General features: G+C 50.8%; 23 protein-coding genes. 14 read left to right on the top strand and 9 right to left on the bottom strand.

The window, feature by feature from the left end:
• The first annotated feature begins 87 nt into the window (after positions 1 to 87).
• The 3 genes from SH451x_RS04635 to SH451x_RS04625 all read left to right on the top strand — a co-directional run bounded on the left by SH451x_RS04635 (position 88) and on the right by SH451x_RS04625 (position 6498).
• On the top strand, positions 88 to 3468 hold the full coding sequence (locus tag SH451x_RS04635) for a PVC-type heme-binding CxxCH protein (protein WP_479361271.1): 3381 nt from the start codon (positions 88 to 90) through the stop codon (positions 3466 to 3468).
• 104 nt (positions 3469 to 3572) lie between these two features.
• A complete protein-coding gene (locus SH451x_RS04630) occupies positions 3573 to 4811 on the top strand; it encodes an endonuclease/exonuclease/phosphatase family protein (RefSeq protein WP_479361270.1) in 1239 nt (412 codons plus the stop codon).
• A gap of 133 nt (positions 4812 to 4944) precedes the next feature.
• A complete protein-coding gene (locus SH451x_RS04625; RefSeq protein ID WP_479361268.1) occupies positions 4945 to 6498 on the top strand; it encodes a DUF1598 domain-containing protein in 1554 nt (517 codons plus the stop codon).
• 22 nt (positions 6499 to 6520) lie between these two features.
• Here the strand turns inward: SH451x_RS04625 and SH451x_RS04620 are convergent, their stop codons facing one another.
• Positions 6521 to 7888: a dihydrolipoyl dehydrogenase family protein gene (locus SH451x_RS04620; RefSeq protein ID WP_479361267.1), complete on the bottom strand. Its 1368-nt coding sequence runs from the start codon at positions 7886 to 7888 to the stop codon at positions 6521 to 6523.
• Positions 7889 to 8191: 303 nt separating this feature from the next.
• Here SH451x_RS04620 and SH451x_RS04615 point away from each other — a divergent pair, with 303 nt between their 5' ends.
• From SH451x_RS04615 to SH451x_RS04595, 5 genes are all read left to right on the top strand, one after another.
• The gene (locus SH451x_RS04615; RefSeq protein WP_479361266.1) at positions 8192 to 8551 is read left to right on the top strand and encodes a 2Fe-2S iron-sulfur cluster-binding protein; all 360 of its coding nucleotides are present in this window, start codon (positions 8192 to 8194) and stop codon (positions 8549 to 8551) included.
• Between the two features lie 54 nt (positions 8552 to 8605).
• Positions 8606 to 9367 carry a UMP kinase gene (gene pyrH / locus SH451x_RS04610; RefSeq protein WP_479361265.1) on the top strand — a complete coding sequence of 254 codons (762 nt, stop codon included), beginning with the start codon at positions 8606 to 8608 and terminating at the stop codon, positions 9365 to 9367.
• A 95-nt stretch (positions 9368 to 9462) separates the two neighbouring features.
• Complete coding sequence (gene frr, locus SH451x_RS04605) at positions 9463 to 10026, top strand: ribosome recycling factor (RefSeq protein WP_479361264.1); 564 nt, start codon at positions 9463 to 9465, stop codon at positions 10024 to 10026.
• A gap of 79 nt (positions 10027 to 10105) precedes the next feature.
• Positions 10106 to 10921 (top strand): SDR family oxidoreductase, encoded by an 816-nt coding sequence (locus tag SH451x_RS04600; RefSeq protein ID WP_479361263.1) that lies wholly within the window; start codon positions 10106 to 10108, stop codon positions 10919 to 10921.
• Between the two features lie 58 nt (positions 10922 to 10979).
• Positions 10980 to 11849: a phosphoribosylaminoimidazolesuccinocarboxamide synthase gene (locus SH451x_RS04595; protein ID WP_479361262.1), complete on the top strand. Its 870-nt coding sequence runs from the start codon at positions 10980 to 10982 to the stop codon at positions 11847 to 11849.
• Here SH451x_RS04595 and SH451x_RS04590 read toward each other — a convergent pair.
• Positions 11837 to 13042, bottom strand: a complete 1206-nt coding sequence (locus SH451x_RS04590; protein WP_479361261.1) for a cysteine desulfurase family protein — start codon at positions 13040 to 13042, stop codon at positions 11837 to 11839. The genes SH451x_RS04595 and SH451x_RS04590 overlap by 13 nt on opposite strands.
• A 173-nt stretch (positions 13043 to 13215) precedes the next feature.
• On the opposite strand from SH451x_RS04590, the gene SH451x_RS04585 reads away from it, so the two are divergent.
• Positions 13216 to 14427 (top strand): glycosyltransferase family 4 protein, encoded by a 1212-nt coding sequence (locus SH451x_RS04585; protein WP_479361260.1) that lies wholly within the window; start codon positions 13216 to 13218, stop codon positions 14425 to 14427.
• Between the two features lie 22 nt (positions 14428 to 14449).
• On the opposite strand, the gene SH451x_RS04580 is transcribed toward SH451x_RS04585, so the two are convergent.
• The 6 genes from SH451x_RS04580 to SH451x_RS04555 form a co-directional block, all read right to left on the bottom strand.
• Positions 14450 to 14998, bottom strand: coding sequence for a hypothetical protein (locus SH451x_RS04580; RefSeq protein WP_479361259.1), 549 nt, complete (start codon positions 14996 to 14998; stop codon positions 14450 to 14452).
• Positions 14999 to 15102: 104 nt separating this feature from the next.
• Entirely contained in the window at positions 15103 to 15822 is a 720-nt protein-coding gene (locus SH451x_RS04575; protein WP_479361257.1) for a hypothetical protein, read from the bottom strand.
• Between the two features lie 11 nt (positions 15823 to 15833).
• Positions 15834 to 16502 carry a MotA/TolQ/ExbB proton channel family protein gene (locus SH451x_RS04570; protein ID WP_479361256.1) on the bottom strand — a complete coding sequence of 223 codons (669 nt, stop codon included), beginning with the start codon at positions 16500 to 16502 and terminating at the stop codon, positions 15834 to 15836.
• 416 nt (positions 16503 to 16918) lie between these two features.
• Positions 16919 to 17317 carry a hypothetical protein gene (locus SH451x_RS04565; RefSeq protein WP_479361255.1) on the bottom strand — a complete coding sequence of 133 codons (399 nt, stop codon included), beginning with the start codon at positions 17315 to 17317 and terminating at the stop codon, positions 16919 to 16921.
• 213 nt (positions 17318 to 17530) lie between these two features.
• A complete protein-coding gene (locus SH451x_RS04560; RefSeq protein ID WP_479361254.1) occupies positions 17531 to 18010 on the bottom strand; it encodes a hypothetical protein in 480 nt (159 codons plus the stop codon).
• 104 nt (positions 18011 to 18114) lie between these two features.
• Entirely contained in the window at positions 18115 to 18675 is a 561-nt protein-coding gene (locus SH451x_RS04555) for a four-helix bundle copper-binding protein (RefSeq protein ID WP_479361253.1), read from the bottom strand.
• 159 nt (positions 18676 to 18834) lie between these two features.
• Here SH451x_RS04555 and SH451x_RS04550 point away from each other — a divergent pair, with 159 nt between their 5' ends.
• From SH451x_RS04550 to SH451x_RS04530, 5 genes are all read left to right on the top strand, one after another.
• Positions 18835 to 19410, top strand: a complete 576-nt coding sequence (locus SH451x_RS04550) for a MiaE family protein (RefSeq protein WP_479361252.1) — start codon at positions 18835 to 18837, stop codon at positions 19408 to 19410.
• Positions 19411 to 19472: 62 nt separating this feature from the next.
• A complete protein-coding gene (gene mtnB, locus SH451x_RS04545; protein WP_479361250.1) occupies positions 19473 to 20105 on the top strand; it encodes a methylthioribulose 1-phosphate dehydratase in 633 nt (210 codons plus the stop codon).
• A gap of 134 nt (positions 20106 to 20239) precedes the next feature.
• Positions 20240 to 21205 (top strand): nucleotidyltransferase domain-containing protein, encoded by a 966-nt coding sequence (locus SH451x_RS04540; protein WP_479361249.1) that lies wholly within the window; start codon positions 20240 to 20242, stop codon positions 21203 to 21205.
• Positions 21192 to 22040: an HD domain-containing protein gene (locus SH451x_RS04535; RefSeq protein ID WP_479361248.1), complete on the top strand. Its 849-nt coding sequence runs from the start codon at positions 21192 to 21194 to the stop codon at positions 22038 to 22040. The genes SH451x_RS04540 and SH451x_RS04535 overlap by 14 nt, the downstream gene beginning before the upstream one ends.
• Before the next feature lie 522 nt (positions 22041 to 22562).
• The gene (locus SH451x_RS04530) at positions 22563 to 23510 is read left to right on the top strand and encodes a GGDEF domain-containing response regulator (RefSeq protein ID WP_479361247.1); all 948 of its coding nucleotides are present in this window, start codon (positions 22563 to 22565) and stop codon (positions 23508 to 23510) included.
• A gap of 607 nt (positions 23511 to 24117) precedes the next feature.
• On the opposite strand, the gene nhaR is transcribed toward SH451x_RS04530, so the two are convergent.
• The gene (nhaR, locus tag SH451x_RS04525) at positions 24118 to 25023 is read right to left on the bottom strand and encodes a transcriptional activator NhaR (RefSeq protein WP_479361246.1); all 906 of its coding nucleotides are present in this window, start codon (positions 25021 to 25023) and stop codon (positions 24118 to 24120) included.
• Between the last annotated feature and the right edge of the window lie 47 nt (positions 25024 to 25070).

Genomic DNA, 25070 nt, shown 5'->3' with positions numbered 1-25070 from the left:
AATCTAACTAAGATAATGCCTGCCGCTTTTACGAGCTTCCACGTTTAACCGACTAGGAATCCCACCTCTAGAGCTATAGAAAATCCCATGAAATTTCGTGTCCGTCCGCATTTTTGGTCTCTGGCTATCGTTTCCACGACCGTATGCACAATTGCCAGCCTTTCAAATGCAGCCGAGATCGTTGAGCCGCGAGCCCCAGAGACGCCGCAGGTTGCCGAGGCATCGAGCGACGCACAGGATCAGATTGGAACTTTTCGCAAACCAGCGGATCTAGAGTGCACGGTGTTTGCCGCTGAGCCAGACGTTGCGAATCCAGTTGTGTTCGCCATTGATAATCAAGGCCGCGTTTTCACTTGCGAATCGTTTCGCCAGAGCGATGGCGTTACCGACAATCGATCCCACGACGACGAATGGCTAAAGGCCGACCTTGCAACACTGACAGTTGCTGATCGAATCGAATATCACCAGCGTTTACTGGGCTCGCAAGCGGCCGACTATATCAAGAAGGATGATCGGATTCGCATGTTGGTCGATAAGGACCAAGATGGAAAAGCAGACGAGGTAGTTGTCTTCGCCGACCGCTTCAACAACTTGGAGGATGGTTCAGGCGCGGGTGTTTTAGTGCGTGGCAATACTGCATACTACACGAATATTCCGCATCTTTGGAAGTTGGAAGATGAAGATGGCGATGGCGTGGCCGATCAACGAACGAGCTTGGCCTATGGATTCGGCGTGCGTGTTGCATTCCGCGGCCATGACATGCACGGTTTGATTATCGGTCCCGATGGTCGGCTATATTTTTCGATTGGTGACCGCGGCTACCATGTTCAGACGCAGAACGGAACGCTTTCGAACCCCGAAAGCGGTGCAGTATTCCGTTGCGAACTCGATGGCAGCAATTTGGAAGTAGTTGCAACCGGCCTTCGTAATCCTCAGGAGCTAGCGTTTGATAATTACGGAAACTTGTTCACGGGTGATAACAATTCCGACAGCGGCGATAAGGCACGTTGGGTTTACGTGGTAGCTGGAGGTGACACTGGTTGGCGCATGAACTACCAGTACTTTCCAGACCGTGGTCCCTTTAATCGTGAAAAGATTTGGTATCCCTACAGCGAGGAAACGCCAGCGTATACGGTCCCACCAATTGCTAATTTTTCTGATGGACCATCGGGTTTGACATTCGATCCTGGCACTGGACTTACCGACGAATTTCGCAATGCGTTTTTACTTGTCGACTTCCGTGGACAAGCATCTAATAGTGGCATTCGCTTGATTCGCAACGAAGCTGATGGCGCGTTTTTCAAGATCAAAGAAGACTCTCAACCTATTTGGAACATCCTTGCAACCGATGCGGATTTCGCACCTGACGGATCGTTGTTTGTGTCCGACTGGGTGAATGGTTGGACAGGAGAAGGCAAGGGACGCATCTATCGTTTCTTTAATGAAGAACAAGTCGCCAGTGACCTTGCGAAAGAAGTCAAACGCATCCTTGCCAGCGATTTCTCCCAATATCCTAACAATGATCTGCTCGATCTGCTTTCGCATCAAGATCGTCGAATTCGAAATGAAGCCCAATGGCAGTTGGCCGAAAAGTCTGCCATTGCGGAGCTTCTTGGCAAAGCTCAATCGAGCGACGCTGAGCAGTTTGCCAGGCTGCATTCGGTGTGGGGGTTGTGGCAGATTGCGAGAAAGAACGGTTACTCTACCGACATCAAGACAGCGTTGTTGCAATTGGTCAAAGGTGACGATGCAGAGCTTGCGGTCGCCGCGATCAATGCCTTAGCAGATTCTCGCGACGTATCGATTGGTCCTACCATTAATGAAGCGATCGGAAGTGCTCAGCCGCGCGTTGCTGCGGCCGCAGCGATTGCCGCTGGCCGCCTTCGTCTAGCCGACTCGATTGACGTCGCCTGCCTGATGTTAGCTGCCAATGACAATAAAGATCCAATTCTGCGACATGCGGGCATCATGGCATTGACCGGCCAGTCGGATATGAATCGTGTGGTTGCGCTGCGAGAGCATGAGTCGCAAGCGGTCAGGTTGGCAGCAGTCGTCGCTCTTCGCAAACGCGAAGACAGCCGAGTTATCTATTTCCTGAACGACAATGATGAAGCGGTTGTGCTCGAAGCAGCACGGGCGATTCATGACACTGAGATTTTGCGTCGGCATTTGCCCAAACTGGCAATGCTTGACTTGAAACCAGACGCCTCGCCTGCTTTAGCGCGACGTGTGCTTAACGCAAACTATCGCATGGGTGGTGAAGATGCTGCAAATCGAATCGCATCGATTGCAGCCAATAATGAGCAAGCAACGGAGACTCGACTCGAAGCTCTTGAAATGCTTGGCAAGTGGGGTTCACCTGGTAAGACGGATTGGGTCATGAACCGATTTGATCCACTTCCCGATCGCGATACTTCGCCTGCAATTAAAGCTCTCGAAGCAAACCTTGAAAGCTTAATTGCTTCAAACGACAACGTTGTTCGGGCATCGTTAAGGATTGCATCGGAGTATGGATTGGAATCGGTCCAAGAGCTCTTTAAGAAGATGGTCGCCGACACAAACATTGACTCTAGCCAGCGGGTGATCGCCCTTCAGGGTTTAATGCGGGCAAGTGCTGCCGATGCTGACCAAATATTGAACGCTGCGATGACCGATGCGGACCCTGGTTTGCGTTCGGTTGCTCTCGAGCTATTCGCAGAGCGATCGCCAGATGAAGCGTTGCCTGCCTTGCAAAAGGCTGTTCAGAGCGAGTCGGTGCTTGAGCAACAAACGGCTTGGGATCTGATCGGGAAAATTCGCAATGGAAATACGGAAACAATTCTTGCTAATGGCTTGAAAGGCTACCTTGATGACACGATAGCGAAGGAAGTTCGGCTGAACGTTTTCGAAGCGGCGCGGCGATCCCGGTCGGACGCAATCCGTCAAGTTTACAAACAAATAGAGGACTCTCGCGAAGGATTGGACACGAGCAATCCAGTCGTATATTATGCCGATAGTGAGTTGGGCGGAGATCCTGCGAAAGGTCAAAAGCTATTTTTCGAACGAACTCAGTTGTCTTGCGTCCGCTGTCATAAGATTTCGGACAAAGGCGGCGAAGTCGGGCCAAACCTTACAAAGATTGGCACCGAACGAGCCACGGATTACTTGTTAGAGTCGATAGTAGCGCCGAATGCAAAGATCCCCGACAACTTCAAAACAGTTATTGTCCAAACCGAAGATGGCAAGATAATTTCGGGCGTCGTCCGGGCGGATACGGACGAATACCTTGAGCTAATGAATGCGGAAGGCAAGATCGAGCGCGTCGAACAAGACAACATTATAGGCCAAAAAGAAGGACTTTCTTCGATGCCTGCAGATTTGATGAAGTCGATGAACGCCCGAGAACTCCGCGATTTAGTGGCTTTCCTCAAGACGCTTGACGGCACCGTCGACGTCGGAGGATTCGTCGAAGGACATGCTGAAGAATAACCCAGCCTAAAACGTAGGTTGGCGTTTTGATCAATAGAAGCGAGAACAGTCTAAATCAACTCCAACTCCGAGCAACTGTAATGTGCAAGAAAACGAATTCTGCGATGTCATTTGGAGTATTCAGTTTCGTTTTCTTGATCAGCAATTTTGCGACCGCGCAAGAAGTCGATGTTGATCGCGCTGCCATAGCGAAATTGAATTGTGAGCCGATTGCCTCACTTCAAATCTCACGCGATTCCGAAACCGCAATTCGCTTCGCGTCTTTCAACGCATCTCTTTTTCGCAAAGAGCATGGGGAGCTGACGAAAGAACTAAAGCAAGGAAGCGAGCAAGCCGCACAAGTAGTGAAGATTATTCGCACAGTGAATCCCGATGTCTTTCTGCTGAATGAATTCGATTACGCGGACGGTCAGAACGCATCTCTTTTTCTTGACCACTACCTGAATGGGCATGATAGCGAAAAACCTTGGAAGTATCACTACAATGCACCTGTCAACACGGGCGTAGATTCTGGCTATGACTTAAACCGGGATTCGAAGACCGGGACGCCGGACGATGCGTGGGGATTTGGAACGCACCCAGGTCAATATGGCATGCTGGTCGTTAGCCGGTTTCCCATCGACGAAGCAAACATTCGTACGTTCCAGAATTTTCGTTGGTCCAAGATGCCTAACGCGAAACAGCCCAAGCTTCCAGATGAAACACTTTACTACCCTCAAGAGACCTGGGAACAATTGCGACTAAGTTCGAAAAGCCACTGGGATGTGCCGATTAAAGTCGGAGACAAAACGATTCACTTCTTGACGCTGCATCCGACGCCTCCTGTTTTCGACGGCAAGGAAGATCGCAATGGACGCCGAAACCATGACGAGATTCGGCTCATCCGTGACTACGCCTGCGACGAGTTCGACAGCGAGTACATCATGGATGACCAGGGCAAGCAGGGAGGACTGGCGACTGGATCGTTGTTTATTATCGCCGGTGACCAAAACGCAGATCCCGTAGATGGTGATGGATCGCACGATATTGTTCAAACCCTGTTAAACTCACAGTCAGTTAACAATACTCAAACGCCCGAAAGTCAAGGTGCGGTTGAAGCGGCGACAATGCAGGCCGGTGCGAACTTGAATCACAAAGGCGATCACAAATCTGACACAGCCGACTTCAACGATCGCAGCGTTGGAAACCTGCGTTGTGACTATGTGGTACCTAGTCGCGATCTGAAAATCGCCAAGTGTGGCGTTTTCTGGCCAAAGTCGTCAGAACTGCCAGAAGATGCAGCCAACCTTTTGGAAGTCAGCGACCACCGTTTGGTTTGGATTGATGTCGAAATCGGTAATTAAGCTCACCATTTTTCGAAAAATTTGCCAGCAACGTTCACGCACGATATAACCAACTGAAACTAACTCGCAAAAGAATTAATTTTGCAGTCGGTGCCACCTCTCTTCGTTGGTTTATCAATCAGGAACGATCGCGATGCGTCAACTCCACTCACTCCTGCGGCTCAGCACCGTAGTTTCGCAACTCTGGTGCGGACTTCTGTTACTAACCTTGACGGCAGGATTCGCGATTGGGCAACCTTTTCCCCAATCAGGACAAAGCGGAACATCAAGCCCGGCCGTATTGAATGGCATACCAGGCGGTGTTGGGACAAATCCCAGTGGTGGTGGCGGAGCAAATGCCGACTTCACCACGTTGATCGATTTAATTCAAACAACCATTCCTGGCGATTGGGATACCGGCGAAGATACCATTACACAATTTCCAAGCGGTGTTTGGGTCGACCCACAGGGCGTTATGCGGCGACCGTCAGCGACTGCGACCAAGCCACGTTTTATCGCCAACGATCAAACTGCTGACGAGCTCTCAAAATTGCTTGGCAAGAGTCAGGCGTCACAAGAACTCCGCTGGATTTCTCTAGGTGAAATCTCGCGTTTTATCGCCGACCCAGCTGCGCACAAATTACTCTCGCAACCGTCAGCCATAATCGTTGGAGGGCTCTCGCGTATCGACTATTTGCATTTTGAGCCCTCAGACAAGCATTGGTACATCGGTGGTCCTGCGGGAGGTTTCAAGCTGAACTCAAATGGAGATTTGATAAGTGAAGCGACCGGACTTCCCCCAATTCTTTTAGAAGATTTACTGACGATTGCTCCACAAGTGCTGCAGGGCCAGAAGCCTTTTGGGTGCACCATTGATCCTACGGCCGATGGCCTGGCGGGCGCGGGAAAACTGCTGCAGGATCCGACGGCTGTTCAGATGCTGAGTCGTAATCCGGCAAAGTTTGCTGAGCTTTTAGGCAACGCTGTTGGTCCACAGAAGCTCACTTTGATCAACTTGCCTGAAGGTTGTCAAACCGGTGTTGCACTGCTGGCTGCAGACGAGCATATGAAGCGTATCGGATTAGAACTCGCAGTAGCTCCCAAGAACATAACAAGCTATTGGGATGCAGCGGAAAAGCGTCGCCAACAACCTAGCAATGCGATGGTCCGTTGGTGGTTCGCTCTCGCCGATTCACCGATTGCATTGCTTGAGAATGAAGAGGGCCAAAGCATCGACTATAAACTCGACCAATCATCTGTACGAGTGCTATCTCAAGCGCAGTGGATGAATGCTACGGGTGAAAGGTTTGATTTGAACGCACGCGACGAAGCCGCGGATGATTTTGCTGCTAGTTTCAGCGAGAATTTCGTCGAACTCCAACAGCAATATCCGGTTTATGGTCGATTGCGACACATATTTGATATCGCGGTTATTTCCGAAATGATTCGACGCGATGCCGAAAGTGGACTAGCGGCAATGCCGAAGGGCTTAGCTACCTGGGACAACCGCCAGCAAAAAGCCCTGCGACTCTCTACGATCGATACGCTCGTTGCCTGGAAAAAGCTAAACAAAAAGTCGGTATCCGCCGTCGCCAGCGGTGGTGTTCTTGCAGAAACAAAAGGCTTAAAAATCCGAGACATGCAAAAGACCTCGGAAGAAATGTCGCGGTTAGTACTGGATAGAGCCTCGATATTCAATCTTCAATAAAACGTTCGTATTTGATTGCGTCTTACGGGTGTGGCGAAGTATCAAAATCTTCGCCCACCATTCGTTTCAAATCGGAGCCGAATGTTGGGTAAGCAAGCGGTGTGTCGAGGAATTGCGTCCGCGTTAAATTGTGCCGCATTACGACCGAAAGAAGGTTGATCTGTTCGCTGGCTTCAGGGCCTAACAAGTGGGCGCCAAGAAAAACTTCCCCACCTGCATCTAGCAGAAATTTGTAGCCAGAGGCGATTGGCTTGCCGAGTTTTCGGATGCTGCCTTTTTCGCTGAAGTCACCACTTATCTTCTTGTAAGGAACTCTTTGCTCTACAAGTTCGTCTTCCAGTTTGCCGATCATTGCCAGCGACGGGTAGCAAAACACGGTCTGCGCAATACCTTTACGGTCAAAAACTCTACTCCCATTGCTGCACCAATTGTCCGCAACCAGCGATGCCTGCATTTCCGCCACTGGTGTCAAATCAGGAGCTCCATGCGCAGCGCAGTCGCCAACTGCCCAAATGTTTTTGGCCGATGTTCGGCATTGATCGTCCACGACGACGCCGTCTTTCGTAAACATGACGCCTGCTTGCTCTAGTCCGAGATTGTCAATGGATGGACGTCGCCCCGCTGCGCCGACTGCTCTATCGCACGTTAGCGTTATGCCTGATACGAGCCGAATTGATAGTCCATCATGCACCTCTTCTACGAAAGCGACATCATCTTTGGTTATGATCTTCAGCGTCGGACCGGTCGCATAATCGCTCCACTTCTGCACGAGGTCGGGGTCAAAGCCGTCGAGCAACCTTGTGCGGTCGACGATGGTGACGTTACAGCCAGCTTGAGAAGCGAAAAAACTGAATTCAACACCGATATACCCTCCGCCCACAATCACCAGCGATTCAGGCAACTCTTTCCAGTTTAAGAAATCTTCACTGTCGGACAACATTTCAGCGCCGGGAAACTCAAGCGCAACTGGTATTGCTCCCGTTGCGATGACAATGCGATTGGCCTTCAGCTTGGTATCGCTCAATTCGAGCGTATGGGAATCCAGGAATCGAATCGGTTGCTGAAAGTAGTGGATGCCATGCTCGTTGTAGTCATGCAGCCGCAGTTCTGGCACCGGCTGCGTAAATTCGTTCTGGTATTCATGCAGCTTGCTCCAATCTTGCATCGGGGCGGTGCGTTGAAGGAGCGTACCTTTCGCGTCGGTCGTCATAGCCGAGAGCCTAGCTGCATTCGCCAAAACTTTTTTGGGATTGCAGCCACGCAAGGCGCACGTCCCTCCGGGTTCGCGGTGATCGACAATCGCGACCCGATGTCCTGCCTTAGCACATTGCAATGCGATGTGGTTTCCGCCGGGGCCAGTACCGATGACGACGTCGTCCACTTCGATCATTGCGTTCAGTCTTTGTGCAGTTCGGGATTTACGGTTCCATGTTGAACTTTACAGATAAGAGCAACCGAGAGACCAAATCACAGTCAATGTGCCGAAAATTCGAGCTGGAATCGGTCGAGCTCTGATGGTTGGAATACGAGTCCAGTAAACTGAGCACGATAGCTGCTAAGACGACTGTTAAAATGTGCTTTAATCTACTTGGCGATCTAGCGGAAGTCGCTACAACGTTTGGATAAAGAGCGGTTGCGTCTTGTGGGAAATGACGTGCTGATTTTCAAGTCTTTTGCAGAAATTGAAACTAAAATGCCAAAACTAACAGTCGAGAACGTAGGGACTTTCGAGGTCCCAGCTCAGAAACGTTTGGTTTCAGCATTGCGAGAAGAAGCCAATACTGACCAACTGCATGCTTGCGGCGGAAAAGCCCGCTGCACAACTTGTAGAGTCGAATTTATTGACGGCGAGCCAGAGAAAATGACGGTCGCTGAAAAAGAAATTCTTGCTGCCCGCGATGTTAGCGGCGTACGATTGAGCTGCCAGATCCTTTGCGATCAAGACATGTCAGTTCGATTGATCAGTCGTTTCGAAGGCAGCGGGCGGAAGGATTGCGGTTCGCCTGTCGCAGAATCGATTGAACCAGCCCCTGAATGGACGACGATTGGCTGATCTTTGGCTGCTCATCAAATTCGCTTGCAACTTCCATTGCCGACATAGGTTTATATGCCCGAAACTGAATCAACGTCACGTCGCTATAACCGCGTTATCCTGAAGCTCTCCGGTGAAAGCCTAGCTCATAGTGGCCAACGCGGCATCAATATGGACGAAGTTGTCGCGATTGCTCGTCAAGTCAAAGCCGCCCATGACCTTGGCTGTCAAATCGCTTTGGTGGTCGGCGGGGGCAATATTCTCCGCGGCGGTCAGTTTAAAGGGACGGCCGGTGAAGCGATCCAAGAAGCGACAGCCCATTACATGGGTATGCTCGCAACAGTGATCAATGCACTGGCGATGCAGGACGCATTGGAAGCGATTGGTTGCACGACGCGTGTGATGTCTGCGATACGAATGGACGGTGTGGCGGAAAGCTTTATTCGTCGTCGCGCTATCCGTCACTTGGAGAAAGGCCGGATCATTATTTTGGCTGCCGGAACTGGCGGTCCATTCGTTACAACCGACACCGCCGCCGCTCAGCGAGGCTTGGAACTGGACGCTGACATCGTTCTCAAGGCGACGCGTGTGGACGGCGTTTATAGCGACGACCCGGAAAAAAATCCACACGCAGTCCTATATCGCGAACTCGATTACGATACTGTCATCGAGAAAAACCTGAAGGTAATGGACTCAACCGCGATCGCTCAGTGCCGCACGCACAATTTGCCGATTCTCGTCTTCAACTTTAAGAAAGATGGAAATATCGTCAAAGCAATCAGCGGTCACACGGTAGGTACCAAAATTAGTCCGCGCGTGACGGGTAACGCTAGTTAAGAATCGCGTGCTATAATTCTGATGGCCCGTCACGAGTTTGTTATACGCGGGCTCTGCGAAAAGTGCTTTAACGTCATAGATTAGGAATTACGACCATGAGTGTAGAAGACATTTTAATAGACGCCGAAGAACGAATGGAAAAGGCAGTCAGCGTCTTAAAGCACAATCTATCTGGTATCCGTACTGGTCGCGCAACTCCAGGCTTGGTCGACTCAGTCAAAGTTACAGTGTACGGTTCGCAAAGCCCTCTGAAGCAACTCGCATCGGTCGGTGCTCCCGAGCCAAGCCAGCTTGTGATTCGACCTTTCGATCCCAGTACGATCAAGGAGATTGAAAAAGCGATCGTTGCTAGCGAGCTAGGGCTGAATCCACAGAATGATGGCCGCATCATTCGCATCAATATTCCGCCATTGTCTACCGATGTGCGAAAGAAGTTGGTCACGCGCATTAAGGATCTAGCGGAAGAAGCCCGCATCAGTATTCGTTCCATCCGACGTGATGCCAATAAAGCTGTCGAGACGGAAGAAAAAGACAAAACAATCAGCGAAGATGATCGGGATCGAGCAAAAGAGTCAATTCAGGAACTGACCAAGAAATACGAGAATGAAGTTGGTGATCTCGCTAAATCTCGCGAAACAGACGTGATGGAAGAAGGCTAAACCTTCTTCGTGCCCACCTTCCGCCGGCCCTTTGACCGGCGGATTTTTATTGATAGATCGAGCATTGTTGGGTGATATTATGGCAGCAGAAGACATCTTCTCCTTAAAAGGCTCCGTCGCTGTGGTTATTGGTGGCACGGGCGAGTTAGGTGGCGCGATGGCTCAAGCACTCGCCAATGCGGGGGCTGCAGTGGCCGTTGTTGGTCGCAACGAAGAACGCGGCGCGAAACGCGTGGCAGCGATTGAAGCGGTCGGGTGCAAGTCAATCTTCGCCAGTGCAGACGCGCTGGAACTTACTTCGCTCGAAACTGCTTGCCGCACAATTGAATCACATCTCGGTCCGGTAGATATACTCGTCAACGCGGCTGGTGGTAACAAACCTGATGCAACGTTGCCTCCGGGGTCCGACTTTTGCAAGCTTCCACTGCCTGCTTGGCAAGACGTCTTTGACCTGAACCTTGTTGGAGGAGCGCTTTTGCCGTGCCAAGCTTTTGGAGCGGGCATGGTGGAACGCAAGCGTGGTAGCATTATCAACATTGCGTCGATGGCCGGGATGATTCCTCTCTCGCGAGTAGTGGCTTATGCAGCGGCCAAATCAGCCGTCATCAACCTAACGCAGTTTTTAGCTCGAGAATGGGCCACGCAAGGAATACGTGTCAACGCGATTTCGCCTGGCTTCTTTCCCGCAGACCAAAACAAAACGCTCCTCTATAAACCGGACGGCAGTTTGTCCGAGCGGGGCGGTCAGATTATTTCGCACACGCCAATGGCTCGCTTCGGAACCGCTGAAGAACTCTCGGGCGCTGTCGTGTTCCTCGCGGCACACGCAGCTAGCTCGTTTGTTACGGGTCAAAACATTGTTGTTGATGGCGGCTTTTCATCAATGACTATCTAGCGTCACACGTCTACCCTTACTCACATCGATCGCGATCAGTATTCGGATCCACAAAATCATGGCCACCCTTAACGCCACCGATCTTCCTTTTCCAAAACGTAGCGGAAAGGTCCGAGACTGCTACGATTTGGGCGATTCACTACTAATCGTAAGTACCGACCGCATCAGCGCCTTCGATTTTATCCTTCAGCCGGCTATACCTAACAAAGGGTGTGTCCTTACCAAGCTGAGCGAATTTTGGTTTCATCGGCTAAATGTCGAACACCACTACATGGGCAGCGAACTTCCTACTCAAGTTGCTGCGGTTCCGGGTATCGAAGCGATCGCCGGTCGCTACATGATTGTCCGAAAGGCTGAGGTCATCCCATTCGAATGCGTCGTGCGTGGATATCTAGAAGGCTCTGGCTGGAAAGAATACCAAGCGACTTCGCAGGTTTGTGGTGTAGACCTTCCGACCGGCCTCAAGCAGTGCAGCAAACTTCCTGAACCTATCTTCACACCGGCCACAAAAGTAGACGATGGACATGATGAAAATGTTAGCTTCGATTATATGCGTAATGCCATCGGAGATGAAACGAGTAACAAACTTTTAGAGTTGAGCTTGTCGGTCTATAGCCAGGCCGCCGATTACGCTGCTACTCGCGGTATTATCATCGCTGATACAAAGTTCGAATTCGGCTGGTACGATGGTCGAATCATTCTCATTGATGAAGTCCTAACACCCGATTCTTCTCGTTTTTGGGACAGCGACCAATATGAACCTGGACACTCGCAACCATCAATGGACAAGCAATTTGTGCGGGAATACCTGTTGAATTCCGACTGGGATCGACAAGGTCCACCGCCGGAACTTCCGGAAGAGATCGTCGACGCTACGTCGAAACGTTACATTCAAGCATACGAACGACTCACTAGCTATCGCTTTTGAATCTTCCGAACACACTGCGTGATGCGGTTGACGGCGGCTCCAACTTGTTCCATGTCCGAAAATGCGGAAAACGAAAACCGAAGCGCAGACTGGACAATCTCTTCATTCAACCCCATCGCCTGCAACACGTGGGACGGTGTTGACGATCCGCTCTCGCAGGCCGATCCTGTGCTGCAAGCGATGCCAGCCATGTCCAAAGCCATTTGAAGTGCTTGGCGGGAGATCGACGGAAAGGCAATGCAGCTTGTGTTAGGTAGCCGCTCGCTTTTGACGCCAACAATTTCCAGCGTAAGGCCGACCGCAGCGAACTGTCGTTGTAGCTCTAATTCGAACTGATCGCGGAGGGCTTTCATACGATCGGCTCTACCCGTGTCTTCCAATCCCAACTCGACCGCGTAAGCGAACGCATCTGGCAGCCACACTGATTCTGTTCCGGCACGAACTGCGCCCTGCTGAAAGCCACCGACGGTTTGTGGTTCGAGCTCCAGACCATGGCGATGTATCAAAGCCCCGGTGCCAACCGGTCCATGAACCTTATGCGCACAAATAGTTACACTGCCTGCTTGCCATGCCGCAAAGTCGACTGGCATTTTGGTCAAGCATTGAACGGCGTCGACATGAAATCGCACATTCGCTTGACGACACAACTGCCCGATGGCCGCGACCGGTTGTACCACTCCCGTCTCGTTGTTCGCTGCCATCACCGCGACTAATGCGACAGCAGTTTCCACGTTCTGCTGGCCTTGGGAGTTCGTCTCGCTGTGTTGGCCAAGCCGCCGTTCCAGCCAATCGACATCGATGACGCCATCCTTGCCGCAGGGGATGTAGTCGACGGCGCGTCCCCGTTTTTCCGCTAGTTGTGCGGCGGCCAGGACACTAGGGTGCTCGATGCTGGAGACCAAGATCTTGCCAGCCGATTCATACGGTAAGCCAAGAACAGCCAGGTTGTTGGCTTCCGTGCCGCTTGCACAAAAAAGAAGTTGGTCTGCCTTCATTCCCTGCGTGCATGCGTTCACGGCCGAAAGCAGGCTCTCTCTCGCTAATTCAACGATTTTGCGGGATTTTCGGCCAAAGCTGTGCTGGCTAGCAGGATTACCGAGCTCTTGCTTTGCTAGTTCCGCCATCCGATCAATGACGCGCGGATCGGCAAAAGTCGTAGCATTGTTGTCCAAAAAGATGGGGGAATTTTCCATGAATACAAGCTTAGCAGATCTGCAACTTTATTTTACTCCAGTTCCAAGTTGCCCAGGACAACTTCAATCTGTCAATTATACTGGTGCCAAATGGACTGTTTCGGTCTAACCGCACTGACCACTTCATCTCAGTCGCATTCCAGCATACCTTATTTCGCATTCTAGTTTACGCAATGAACAACGCAGTGGTCACGGAGCCATTGAATTTTCAGACAGAACAAAGTACTGCGCCTGTTCCGTTTGAGGTGCTCAGCGATGACGCGCACGTTTTGTTGATCAACGTGATCATGCGGCACCAGCACCCTCAGTTCGCAGTTGCCGCGCAGCATCTTCCGCATCTCAAACTTTTGTTGTCGGTACCCAACGAACCTCATCGCGACTACCAACCTGATTTTCGCTCGCTAGACGTGTCGGTGCAAAAGTCATTAACGTTTCGTAAAAAGTGGAAGCACAAAACGGGTTTCTCTGACAATTTGTACGTCCATGTTCCATACGACACATTCAGCCAACTTGGTCGCTTAAAACCCAAGTCGATCGTTTCATTTGAGTTGGGTGCGAGGTCGTTGGCGAGTTGCATTTATCGAAAAATGCATCGCAAAACAGGACTGACAATTGTCGTTAACGAATCGGAGCATACTGCGGCATCTTGGGGGGCGGCGCGGCGGATGTTGCGACCGTTCATTCTGAAGACGGCTGACGTTGTGACGTACAATGGATCGTCCGGCAAACGTTACTTGTTGAAAATGGGCGTTCCTGAAAATCGCTTGCGTCATATGCCTTACACAGCCCATCCACAGATGATTTACACCGGCAGCACGAATCGCAGCGCCGCAGATCGTCATCGACTCCTTTACGTCGGCCAGGTCACCGAACGCAAGAATCCATTGGCCTTTATTCGAACTTTGACGCGATGGTGTGCAGAACATCCAAATAGGAACGTTGATCTGTCGATTGTCGGACGCGGGCCGTTGATGGACGCTGTCAAAATGATTGAGCGACCGAGTAACTTCAAGCTGAATATCTTAGGAATAGTTGATCCGGAGAATCTGCCACCAATATATGCGCAACATGGCGTTATGGTGTTCCCGACTCTTGCCGACGAATGGGGACTGGTCGTCAATGAAGCCATGCACTCGGGGATGCCCGTACTGTCCAGCATCTACGCGCAAGCGACCCTCGATCTGGTGCGCGAAAACGAAAACGGTTGGCAGTTTCAGTCGGACGATGAGAATTCGACTTATCAGAGCATCGATCGAATGATGAACACTTCCGCCGAACGACTGGATGAAATGGGAGCGATCGCCCGACGTGACGTTAGTGACCGAACGCCAGCGTGGAGTGGTCGCTTACTGGCAGAAGCTACCCTGGCATCAGTCCGAGCCTAACACGCGAGAAGCCTCGAGTCCGTCATTCTACCAGGCGAGTCCTTAGATCGACTTGATCATCCTTGAGTCCAGCCGCATATAGCGCTGTCAACAAATCTCGTTCGGCTTCGGCAATCGCGTTGGGCGTTCGGAAGATACGAACTTTTACTCCCGTGCTATCGCCTGGCAATTCGCGAGCCAATCGCACAACCTCATATTCCGCCACACTTTTTCGCGATCCTGTCGCAGCAGTGTCATTCCCGAGAGCAGTCGCTGAAGATTCGGCGGTGGATCCGCTGTCGTCGTTGACTCGCAACAAGTACCGGTCGCCATCGATCAATACATCGACGTAATCAAGTCCCACGTAGGAGTTTTCCGGCAATTGCGACGGGTCAACCTTCTCGTCTGCAACTAATTGTTTTACGCCTTCAAGCCCGTCTTGAATCGTGTCGACAACTTCATCGGCCACTTCCTGACTGGTGTCTGCTTCAGGTCGGTCTGTCGCGTTAAAGCCGCCCGACCAGTCGAAGAACTGACTTAGAAAGACGAATGCAACGCCGCCAATAACTACTATCGGTAATGCTTTTCGCACTTCGGAAGCCCTCTATAACTTGTTTGATTGATCACTCGTCCGCTGGCTCTTGCCCGACCATGCGCTAAACAGGAAGCGACTACTGCTGGCCGCTCGCGTCGAAACTACAACGACTTTTCCTTGAGCGGATCTTCGGTAGGGCCGATGATGGTGTACTCAAAACGGACCGAAGATGCGTCGGGCCGCAGCCTGTCAATAGCACGGGGCATACCATCAATCATACTTTGGTAAACGCCAGCAGTGCTGCGAAGATCATAGGAAACGAGAATGACGACCAGATTCTTGGGCTGCGTTAACTGTTTGTACGCTGCGAACAGGCGGTTGGTAAACTCTTCCGTCCGCTCGTCTTGCGTGGAACTTTCTAATCGGAACGATTGTACCTGCGAATTTGCCGCGATTTTGATCTCGCCTGTACTACTGCCATGGATCGTCCAAACCTCTGCTCGCTTTAGAAGTTCTTCATGGCTGATCAAGAATCGCACAATCGTATCGGGATCTGCTTCAGCTAGTCCGCGAGCTCGCTCTCGAATACGGTCAAGCATTGCTTCATTAGCCGTCGATTCGTCCAACTGAAATAACTGCTTGACGACGTTCATCGACCGTTCTAGTTTCGCCGACTGGGCAGCAATACTCTGTCGCGCAGACTCTAACTGCACGTTGTAGTCTGATTCAATCCTCGCTAGTTGCCGCGTTTGCGCCTCTGTCGACTCGTCGGCGCGTTGTCGGATTTCAAGAAACTGCGCGAATACGATAATTAGCAACAGATCCATCAATGCGGTAAGTTGAAAGCGGATCGCTTTCGGCGTAAACAGTGGCCGTAACATTGTCCGTCGCATCACGCGGCTCCGTCATCGATAACAGTCGCTGCGGAAGCAGAGCTCGGATTCACGCTAGCTGCTCCGAGCTCTCTTTTGGCCCGTGCAACGGTCTCGCGCACGTGCAATCGATTCTCCGCTAGCCGAGAGAACCCTGGCTCCAGCAGGCTGTTAATCAACATCAGCGCGATGGCGGCCACTAGCCCAGCAAAAGTGCTCCAGATCGCATCCCCAAATCGCCCTACAATGGCAGCCACAGTGCCACCTTGTTCACCCGAGAGTGCCGCACCTATGGCACAGATTGTACCTAGCACTCCGGCCAACGGATAAGCTTCTATCATTGTCCTTGCCACATTCCACGCTGTCTCGAATCGCAGCGACTGCACGTAGTCACGACGTTCATCCAAAATATTCATGCGATGATGAAGTGACTCGCGGTCAACCGACCTTTGTGGGGCTAGCAGCACATCGTCGATATCTGCTAAAAACGCTTCGATCTGATCCGATAGATGAGCATCCCAGTCAAGCTGGCTGCGATTGGGCAACTGGTCGGTAAACCTTCGTAAAGTCTGCGCGATATTGGCTCGAGACCGGTTTGCCCAAGTGCGCAATACCGCAAAACCCGCCACATGTAAAATCGCAAGTACTGCAATGACGGTTGTTGACCAGCTTGAGATTTGTTCCAGCATGTGTCTTCGCAAAGCTCCAATGAGTCCAACGTTTCTTGAGCGCCTCGACAGGATGTACTTGTCCAGTTTACTCCGAATCTGTCAACGACCGCAGCAGCGAATGATTCAAAACATTTCGCCAGTTCGTCAGACAAGTGCTGCTCACCACACGCGTACCTGATGCATCCACAGCCTAACTCCTCGCCACCAATCAATTGTAAAGCAGGTACAGTTCGCTTTCCAATGGTCGGCTGTCGCAGCTTAGAGTATTTGCGTGAACGGGCGGCACGATCCCAACAAGTTTCTGCGCACAAAAAAACGCTCTAGAGCCTGAATGGTCCTAGAGCGTTTAAATTATCATCTCTGTGGCTGGCATCTGTTCAAGCATCTTGGAACGCTGCCAGCGATTTTGATTCAATCGATAGGTGGCACCAAGATTAGTTGGTGACTACTTCGCTTTCGAAGCCAGCTTTCTCCAAACCCTTAACGGCAGCAGCAGCATCGAAGTTGCCAGTGGTGGCAACGTACACATAAGGGTTATCGATGGTATCTTTGTCTTTTTGTTCAGCCAAAGTTACGCCTTCAACGCCAGCTTCACTCTCCAAAGCTTCCTTGACGGCTGGGTAACATCCGTGCGGGCAATGCATTGACACCTTCATCTTAACCAGCTTTACGCTCTTATTCATGCTTGGAATTGCAGCGTTTGTTGAACCGCTGGTCGCATCAACATCGCCGGTTGCTGGCGGAGTTACAGGAGCAGTTGGCTCAGCAGCTGGTGGATTACATCCGACGAAGGAAACGGACAAGCCAAGGATCACTAAACCCAAAATTCGCATCAGATTGCTCTCAATTATAGAAAACGGCCATGTCCGAATCGACGCGATATAAAGTGGCGAACGGACTTCAAAAACACTGCCTTATTATAGCTGCCAACTAACCCCCACGACAACCGCCAGCAGACCAGAATTGTCGCTGCATGCACGTTTATTGTGAATTTCTGACGCTTGAGCAAACTTTTCTGGGCCGGATTGCCCTAACGTGCCAACTGTCTAATTTCCATGCAAAAACTGGCGTCGTTTCTCAAACCGTTCCAGATAGGTCTCGATTAGATCTCCCGTTTCGTTGATATTGTCGACGGTATCAAGCGTTTCAGGAATCGATTGGCGAATGCGGTCTACCAAACTCACGAGGCTTTCGTCCAGCTCTACCACCTCTTTCAGTTTGGCGGCATCAACTTTTTGCTCTGCAAACCAGCCGCTATAGCCTTCGAAGGCCGCAAGCGTTTTTTGTTGTGCCATATCGAGTTCGCCATGGATTCGATCGGAAATCCCAAGCAAATCGAACTTGTTTTGACTTTGCAGTGACTGCATTTTCTGCGACAACGCGGCTTTGCATTCTCCCAGCCGCGAAGCTAACAACTTTCGAATCTCGCGGTCTTCTGCCCGCCGTTCTTCTGCGGCAGCATAGCCGCGATAGCCAGGCAAAATGGACGCGATCGATTTGACCACACAAGATGGAGTACTACTCATTTGGATTTTTCTCAACAACTAAGTCAATTTCAAGTCTGACTGCACGCGTCAAACAACAAATGCAATTCTAATGGCAGACGCGATTTTAGTGTGCTCAGGATACCCTATTTTGCTCGCTCGCTTTGGTCAGACACCTCATTCTTGGCCTCATTTTCCAGCGATTTCACCTCTTCACCTAGGTGAGAATTACATGCAGAAATACACGCTCGGCAAGATTCTACACACGCGCGTAACTGGTCATCGTCGTGTCTCTCGCATTCCGCAATACAGATCTCACACGCTTTGACACACACCGGCATCAAAGCCTCGTGAAGCTGAGATTGGCGTGATTCCGTTTCGCCAGTAAGCCTGCAGATCTGAGAGCAGTCGCGGCAGGCTTGCGCACACGCTTTAAACCGTTCACCCTGAGCTTCACAATATTCCATCCCCAGTAAACATGTCTTGGCAGTCTGTAGGCACTGAGCGGCACAAGTTTCCGCGATGTCACCCTCAGCAATCACCGATTCGGCTGCTGCGACACTCTCTTGAACTGATTTTTGCGAGCGACCAATTTCATGTTGCGGTGGCTCCCCTTGCGCGGAAGTCAGGCCTGTATACAAAAACAATAGAGCGCTTGCCATAATCGAGCACACAACGCCATGGACTAGGCTATTTGAACCACTCATTTAATCGTTTCCTATTTCAGTTTAAATTGTTAGCGCTGGTACAGTTGCCACGCATAATTCCACAATGCAAAAAAGCAGCCAAACGTAACAATTGCCTCAACTCAGCCATAACTTTCCGCACTACGCAGCTCGTAACTCCCTAAAACTACTTACTTCTTGATGCTTCACCTTCAAAGTTCCACGCAGAAACGTTGGCTCGAACAAGTCGACCAAGACCTGACCGCAATCCTGATCGATCACGCCCATTGCGAGCACAAGGCGGCAGCCACCGCAATGAGCCTGCTTGGCAGCTACATTTGCGACGAGGAATTGACGAAGCAGATGCGGATCATCGTCGACGAAGAACTTGATCACTTCCACCAAGTGCTCGAGTTGCTGAAAAAGCGGAACATCGTCTTTAAACTTCAACCACCGGGCAACTACGGGAAAGACCTGAACAAGCTGGTCCGCCAAAATGAGCCCGAGCGAGCGGTGGATCGATTGCTGATCGCGGGCATGATCGAAGCACGTTCGTGCGAACGATTTTCACTTCTGGCAGAACACATTCAAGATCCCGAGCTAGCCGAATTTTATCGCAGCTTGTTTGAGTCTGAGGCGCGGCACCATACGACTTACGTTAAACTTGCAAAACACTTTCAAAGCCCTCAAGAAGTCGCAGCCAGACTCGATGAACTCGCAGCAGCAGAAGCAGAGATCATTGCAAAAGGTTGCGAACTTCCGCGGATGCATTCGTAACCAGAATTTTGTATTGAGCCCTACGCAATAAGCCAACACGACACAGACAACAAAAAACTATCATGAATGACTTATTGTACTCGGACGAACGACAATCGCTGATCCGCATCGGGCAAGACTTTTGGGCTCGCGGTTGGTCACGCGGCACCAGCAGCAACTACAGCGCGTTGGTCGTTCGCACTCCGTTCCAGCTACTTATCACGGCAAGCGGAAAAGACAAAGGCTCGCTCACAGAACGAGATTTTGTTATGGTCGACGAGAACGGCAATGCATTAGAAAAGGACCAACCAAAATCGAGTGCCGAAACCCTACTACACTGTTGGGCGGCTTGCAAACGAAACGCCGGCGCAGTCTTACATACACACAGCGTTTGGGGCACATTACTTAGCCAGAAATTCCTCAGTCAAGGAGGCATGTGGATCGAAGGCTACGAAATGCTCAAAGGGCTCGAGGGCATTACAACACATGCGACCAGAGTCTGGCTCCCCATTTTTGCAAACACGCAAGACATGCCACACCTGCAATCGCAGCTGACAGCCTATTGGGAAAAGAATCCTGAGCAAATCGTACCAGGCTTCCTCATCGCCGGGCACGGCATGTACGCTTGGGGGAACGATCTTGCAATGGCGACGCGGCACACAGAAGTGCTCGAATTTCTGCTCGAGTGCACCGGCCGCAATATGATGCTACGCTAAAATTCTAGATCGCCGTATCCCAAAGTCATCACTCACCTTTACGACGGAAACGTGATTAAGATGCGGTTCGTGCATTCGCCGTTGCGCCACGTTTGGGCTTTGGCAACAAACATGCATTTTCGGCGTTAAAATGAATGAACCAAATGATCGGGGCACCATCCTTTAGTGTGTTACACATCGTTTTTCATATGCCAAGTATTACCAAACAACTCACCGAAAAGTCGCTCATCCGTCCACCTTCGTTTCTCGCATCCAATGTGATGTATGAAACATTGATGGGGTCGGTCGCGTATGGTGTTTCGAGCGATTCGTCAGATTGGGATGTCTACGGTTTTTGCATTCCGCCCAAAGAAGAAGTCTTTCCACATTTGGATGGCGAGATACAGGGTTTTGATGAACCCAAAGAACGATTCGCTCAGTTCCAACAGCATCGTGTCAAAGACCCCTCAGCCGATGGCGGCAAAGGTATCGAATACGATCTATCGATCTACTCCGTTGTTCGCTACATCCATCTGTGCATGCAATGCAATCCAAACATGATCGATTCACTATTTACGCCTCGTGAATGCGTCCTCCACATAACGGCCGTTGGCACGATGGTTCGTGACGCACGACGGATGTTTCTGCACAAAGGATGCTGGCCGAAGTTCAAAGGCTATGCTTACGCCCAAATGCATAAAATGCGAGCTAAGAATCCAATTGGCAAGCGAGTTCAGTTGCGCGAGGAGTTTGGTTACGACGTGAAGTTCGCGTATCATCTAGTGCGGCTGATCGGCGAATGCGAACAGATCTTGATAAATGGCGACATTGATTTACGCCGCGACAAAGAGCACCTTAAAGCAATTCGCCGGGGCGAGATTCCAGAGCAAGATGTACTCAAGTGGGCAGCCGAAAAGGAACGGCACATGGAGTCCTTGTACCATACTTCCAAATTGCCAGATCGTCCCGATCGAGAACGAATTCGACAATTGCTGCTTGATTGTCTGGAACATCACTACGGATCGCTGGCAGCATGTGTCGTCAACGTCGATCCGGCCGTTGCAGCGCTGCGGCAGATCCAAGAAATTGCCAACCGTGGGCTTCGAAATGCAGGAGAATGATGAGGCTGGATCGAATTCAGCTAGCGAAATTGCAACCGATCGTAGCTGGGCGGCGTGGGAAAAGTGGGCAACGCGAAGCCGACGTCCGTCATCCGGTCTTAAGTTTCTACGTAACACTCACCGGCTCACACTTTACCCTCAGTTAGCAGCGATCATCGATATTCCCCAAGATCCACAATGGCATCCAGAGGGAGACGTTTGGACGCACACCCTTCATGTCTGCGATGCTGCAGCAGCAATTGCCACACGCGAACAGCTTGGCAAGTTCGATCGAACCGTCTTGGTATTAGCCGCCTTGTGCCACGATTTTGGCAAAGCGACGCACACTGAACTTTCTAACGGACGCTGGCATGCTTATGGGCACGAGGCGGGCGGCGTAGAACCAACGCGCGCTTTCCTTCAACAAATCGGTTGTCCGATTGCTATTTGCGAGTCAGTCACACCCCTGGTCGCAAACCATCTAGCCCACATGGCCGACAAAATCACACTGCGTTTAGTCCGTCGTTTGGCAGTTCGAATGGAGCAGGGCTCGATTAAACTTCTTGCCTACCTGATCGAAGCTGACGCCTCCGGCCGTCCTCCCTTACCAAAGAGAGTACCGGAGCACGCCAGGTTGATCTATGAGCTATCGAAGCAACTGAGAATTGAACGTGATCCTCCAAAGGCGATCGTCTTAGGCAGGCACTTGATTGCGCTGGGCTATACACCGTCGCCTTGGTTTGGCGAGGTGCTCAAACAATGCTTCGAAGCACAACTCGATGGCGTATTTGTTGATGAAGCAGGCGGCGAGCGTTTTCTGCGGGAGCTAGTTTTGCCAGGAAACAGCTGCGACTGAAGTGCACGCTTTTCCCACGAGCCGCCCCAATTCAAACCTTCGAAGATAGGTTAGCCAAAGGCGGACTCTGGCAACCCTGTCTCCTCAATAATAGCTCGTTTCGAATTAGAGGAGCACTGATTACAACCGATTGCATATTCACGTTGTCTTTCCAAAAGCACCTTCCCGAGCGTGCGATGCGATTGTCATGATTGGCAGACGCAAAATGTGCGGTTGGGATGACAATGCTCTTCCCTTTTTGCCGCTGCAGATCATGCCCGAAAAAAAGGAACGGCTGAACGACTTATCCGAGCCATACCGTCAAATTGGTAATACGGGGTGCGTGGTCGTCAAGCGAAAACTCTTGCAATGCGACGTAACAATCGCTACAGCCGAACCATTCAGAACGTCGAGCGTGTGCATCATTGCTAGCCATGGATTTTAATGTAAATCCGGCTGCATCGACACTAATTTCTATGTCGTCTCATTAACAGTATCCTAACTTTCCCGTAAACCGTTACACTCTCAAGCGTCAGCAGAATCATGAAAAGTAGTTTTGATATCCTTCTCATTGAAGACTCAGCCTTTGATGCGCATTGGATACAGACCGAATTGGAGTGCAGTCGTCTCGAATGTCAATTGACGCGTGTCAGTTCACTGGAGGAAGCGGTTGCAATATTCAATAAATCATTGATTCAATTCGATGTCATTATTCTTGACCTTAACCTTCCCGACTCCTTTGGACTCGATACTCTACGCCGAACTCTGTCCTTGCGATCCGATACGCCGATCGTCATCTTATCTAGCGAGCATAGCGAACAGTTAGAGTTCGAGGCTGCAGAGATTGGGGCACACGATTTTTTGGTCAAAGGAAAGCGGTCTGGACTCGAGCTTCGCAAGGCCCTTCAGTTCGTGGTGTCTCGGCAGGTCGTCGTCAAAGAATTAAAGAAACGCGTCGAAATTCTTGCTGAAGCTAACATTCTGGATCCTCTCACTGGCGTGTTTAATCGTAGGCACCTAATCGAGCAACTCGGGGAGTTGTGGACAACGTACAAGAATGAGGGAACGACTTCGTCTTGCATTATGATCGACGTCGATCATTTTGGCGAACTGAACAATACATACGGCCATCTCGTGGGCGATGAAGTATTGCGCAACTGCGCAGTCAGTTTGGCAAGCCGCGTCCGTTCGCGAGACTTGGTCTGCCGGTTTGGCGGAGAAGAGTTCGCTGTCGTGCTTCCTAAGACAGTAGAACGAGATGCATGGCGGATTGCGGAGAAGATGCGGGCGATCATAGCGGACGATACACTGAGAATCGGCGAACATACTATCCGTTATACTGCCAGCTTTGGTGTGGCGCAGTTGACGAACGAGATGTCGAGCTGCAAGGAGCTCCTCGCGGCAGCCGACGTCGCACTTTATAAGGCGAAGGAAACAAGAAACTGTGTGGTTGCTTTAACCGAGACGAATCCACTTGAGTCGCTGATATAGCGTCGTAACGCATAAAGCCACAGAACCTCACGTGTATTCAATTGGCAAAAGAATGAAGGCAGAAGAATAGTTTGCGTCTCATACTTGCCAATATCTTTTTCGTTTCGACCTAGTAGAACGGATCATTTCTCGGGCTGACGGATTGAAGTTTCTTCCAGATCGGTTCGCATCGGCCGTCTGTTGGATAAAGCGGCTCCCTTCGCGTGAATCAAGTTGGCAGAAGAATGGACTGCGTTCATTCTCAAGCCTCCATTCTTTTGCACTTCGTTTATCGTTCTACGACGTACTGGATCTGTTCAAATTGGGAGAACACCAGTAACCACTAGTTGAACATATGGAAGCTCGAGATGCTGCAGCTCTCAGTTCGCTAACGCAAAAGGAAGCGAGCGCGGCCCCAAGAATCCTGCCGCGAGCGAACCAATTCGAGCATGCTATCAATCGCATTTTCCAATTGATAGCATCGATTTAATCAATGGAACAATTGACGCTCCGCTGCGTAAAGTCTCTTGTTCTTGATCCTTGAACGTTAACGTGCCGCCTACTCTCGAATATACCTATATTGCTCCGTGTATGGATTCGAGAGTTAGGATGAGCATCGTGAACGTCATCAAGCATTAAACAATTTTTCGCGCGCGGATTTCGAAATCGCAACAACGGCAGGATGTTTCAAACGACGTTCGACCGAAATTGCATAGAATCTAGTAGTGACTCCAGAAATGCGGCCTATTGGATGAAGCGAATACTGTGCGGCGACGTCGTCGGAGACGGCGGTGGGAACGACAATCATTCCTTCGCCCGCCTGACCAAAGACCTTTAAGACGGCGCTGTCTTCAAACTCGTGAACGGTCTCAGGGTAAATGCCTTGTTCGTCAAACCATTGCTCGAGGGACCGACGCAGCGAAGCGTTTTGCGTGGGCAGCAACATCGGCGCGCCATCAAGCGATTTCGGAAAGCCTTTCGCGTACTTTTTAACCATCTCGGTCGTTCCAAATATGGTAACATCGCACTCCCCCAACAAATGATTGAAAGCGCGAACATTCAAATCGGGCGTCAGTTGTGAATCGGCAAGCACGACATCTAGCCGGTGCATCGCAAGATCTGAAAGTAAATCTTGTAGTTTGCCTTCGTAGCACACCAGCTTCACACGCTCTTCCATCTCGAGCACAGGTTTGAGAATTCGGTATGTGACAAGCTTTGGTAACACATCTGGCACACCGACCAGCAACCGCAGTTTTTGGTTAGTGGGTCTACCTCGAACGATATCCGCTAACTCATTGCCGAGCGTGAAGATTTCGTTGGCATATCGAAAGACCATTTGTCCGCTGTCGGTCAGGCATAATGCGCGACCTTTTCTCTCGAACAACTTCATGCCCAACGACTTTTCAAGTTTCTGAATTTGTGTGCTGAGCGTTGGCTGTGACAGATGAAGCACTTCAGCAGCCGGCGTAATACCACCTTCTTTGGCAACCATCCAAAAGTACATCAAGTGATGATAATTTAGCCAATCGACCATCCGAAACCTCAGTTAGTTTTAATCTATGCATCGCGTGCTCAATTTCT

The sequence above is a fragment of the Njordella aestuarii genome, from assembly GCF_056494165.1.
Note: the sequence above shows the minus strand (reverse complement) of the source record. Positions and strands in the feature narration are given on the sequence as shown.

Bases quoted from the DNA above. Each gene is read 5' to 3' on its own strand.
- SH451x_RS04635 (WP_479361271.1), top strand. From the start codon at position 88: ATGAAATTTCGTGTCCGTCCGCATTTTTGGTCTCTGGCTATCGTTTCC.
- SH451x_RS04630 (WP_479361270.1), top strand. From the start codon at position 3,573: ATGTCATTTGGAGTATTCAGTTTCGTTTTCTTGATCAGCAATTTTGCG.
- SH451x_RS04625 (WP_479361268.1), top strand. From the start codon at position 4,945: ATGCGTCAACTCCACTCACTCCTGCGGCTCAGCACCGTAGTTTCGCAA.
- SH451x_RS04620 (WP_479361267.1), bottom strand. From the start codon at position 7,888: ATGATCGAAGTGGACGACGTCGTCATCGGTACTGGCCCCGGCGGAAAC.
- SH451x_RS04615 (WP_479361266.1), top strand. From the start codon at position 8,192: ATGCCAAAACTAACAGTCGAGAACGTAGGGACTTTCGAGGTCCCAGCT.
- pyrH (WP_479361265.1), top strand. From the start codon at position 8,606: ATGCCCGAAACTGAATCAACGTCACGTCGCTATAACCGCGTTATCCTG.
- frr (WP_479361264.1), top strand. From the start codon at position 9,463: ATGAGTGTAGAAGACATTTTAATAGACGCCGAAGAACGAATGGAAAAG.
- SH451x_RS04600 (WP_479361263.1), top strand. From the start codon at position 10,106: ATGGCAGCAGAAGACATCTTCTCCTTAAAAGGCTCCGTCGCTGTGGTT.
- SH451x_RS04595 (WP_479361262.1), top strand. From the start codon at position 10,980: ATGGCCACCCTTAACGCCACCGATCTTCCTTTTCCAAAACGTAGCGGA.
- SH451x_RS04590 (WP_479361261.1), bottom strand. From the start codon at position 13,042: ATGGAAAATTCCCCCATCTTTTTGGACAACAATGCTACGACTTTTGCC.
- SH451x_RS04585 (WP_479361260.1), top strand. From the start codon at position 13,216: ATGAACAACGCAGTGGTCACGGAGCCATTGAATTTTCAGACAGAACAA.
- SH451x_RS04575 (WP_479361257.1), bottom strand. From the start codon at position 15,822: ATGTTACGGCCACTGTTTACGCCGAAAGCGATCCGCTTTCAACTTACC.
- SH451x_RS04570 (WP_479361256.1), bottom strand. From the start codon at position 16,502: ATGCTGGAACAAATCTCAAGCTGGTCAACAACCGTCATTGCAGTACTT.
- SH451x_RS04565 (WP_479361255.1), bottom strand. From the start codon at position 17,317: ATGCGAATTTTGGGTTTAGTGATCCTTGGCTTGTCCGTTTCCTTCGTC.
- SH451x_RS04560 (WP_479361254.1), bottom strand. From the start codon at position 18,010: ATGAGTAGTACTCCATCTTGTGTGGTCAAATCGATCGCGTCCATTTTG.
- SH451x_RS04555 (WP_479361253.1), bottom strand. From the start codon at position 18,675: ATGAGTGGTTCAAATAGCCTAGTCCATGGCGTTGTGTGCTCGATTATG.
- SH451x_RS04550 (WP_479361252.1), top strand. From the start codon at position 18,835: ATGCTTCACCTTCAAAGTTCCACGCAGAAACGTTGGCTCGAACAAGTC.
- mtnB (WP_479361250.1), top strand. From the start codon at position 19,473: ATGAATGACTTATTGTACTCGGACGAACGACAATCGCTGATCCGCATC.
- SH451x_RS04540 (WP_479361249.1), top strand. From the start codon at position 20,240: ATGAACCAAATGATCGGGGCACCATCCTTTAGTGTGTTACACATCGTT.
- SH451x_RS04535 (WP_479361248.1), top strand. From the start codon at position 21,192: ATGCAGGAGAATGATGAGGCTGGATCGAATTCAGCTAGCGAAATTGCA.
- SH451x_RS04530 (WP_479361247.1), top strand. From the start codon at position 22,563: ATGAAAAGTAGTTTTGATATCCTTCTCATTGAAGACTCAGCCTTTGAT.
- nhaR (WP_479361246.1), bottom strand. From the start codon at position 25,023: ATGGTCGATTGGCTAAATTATCATCACTTGATGTACTTTTGGATGGTT.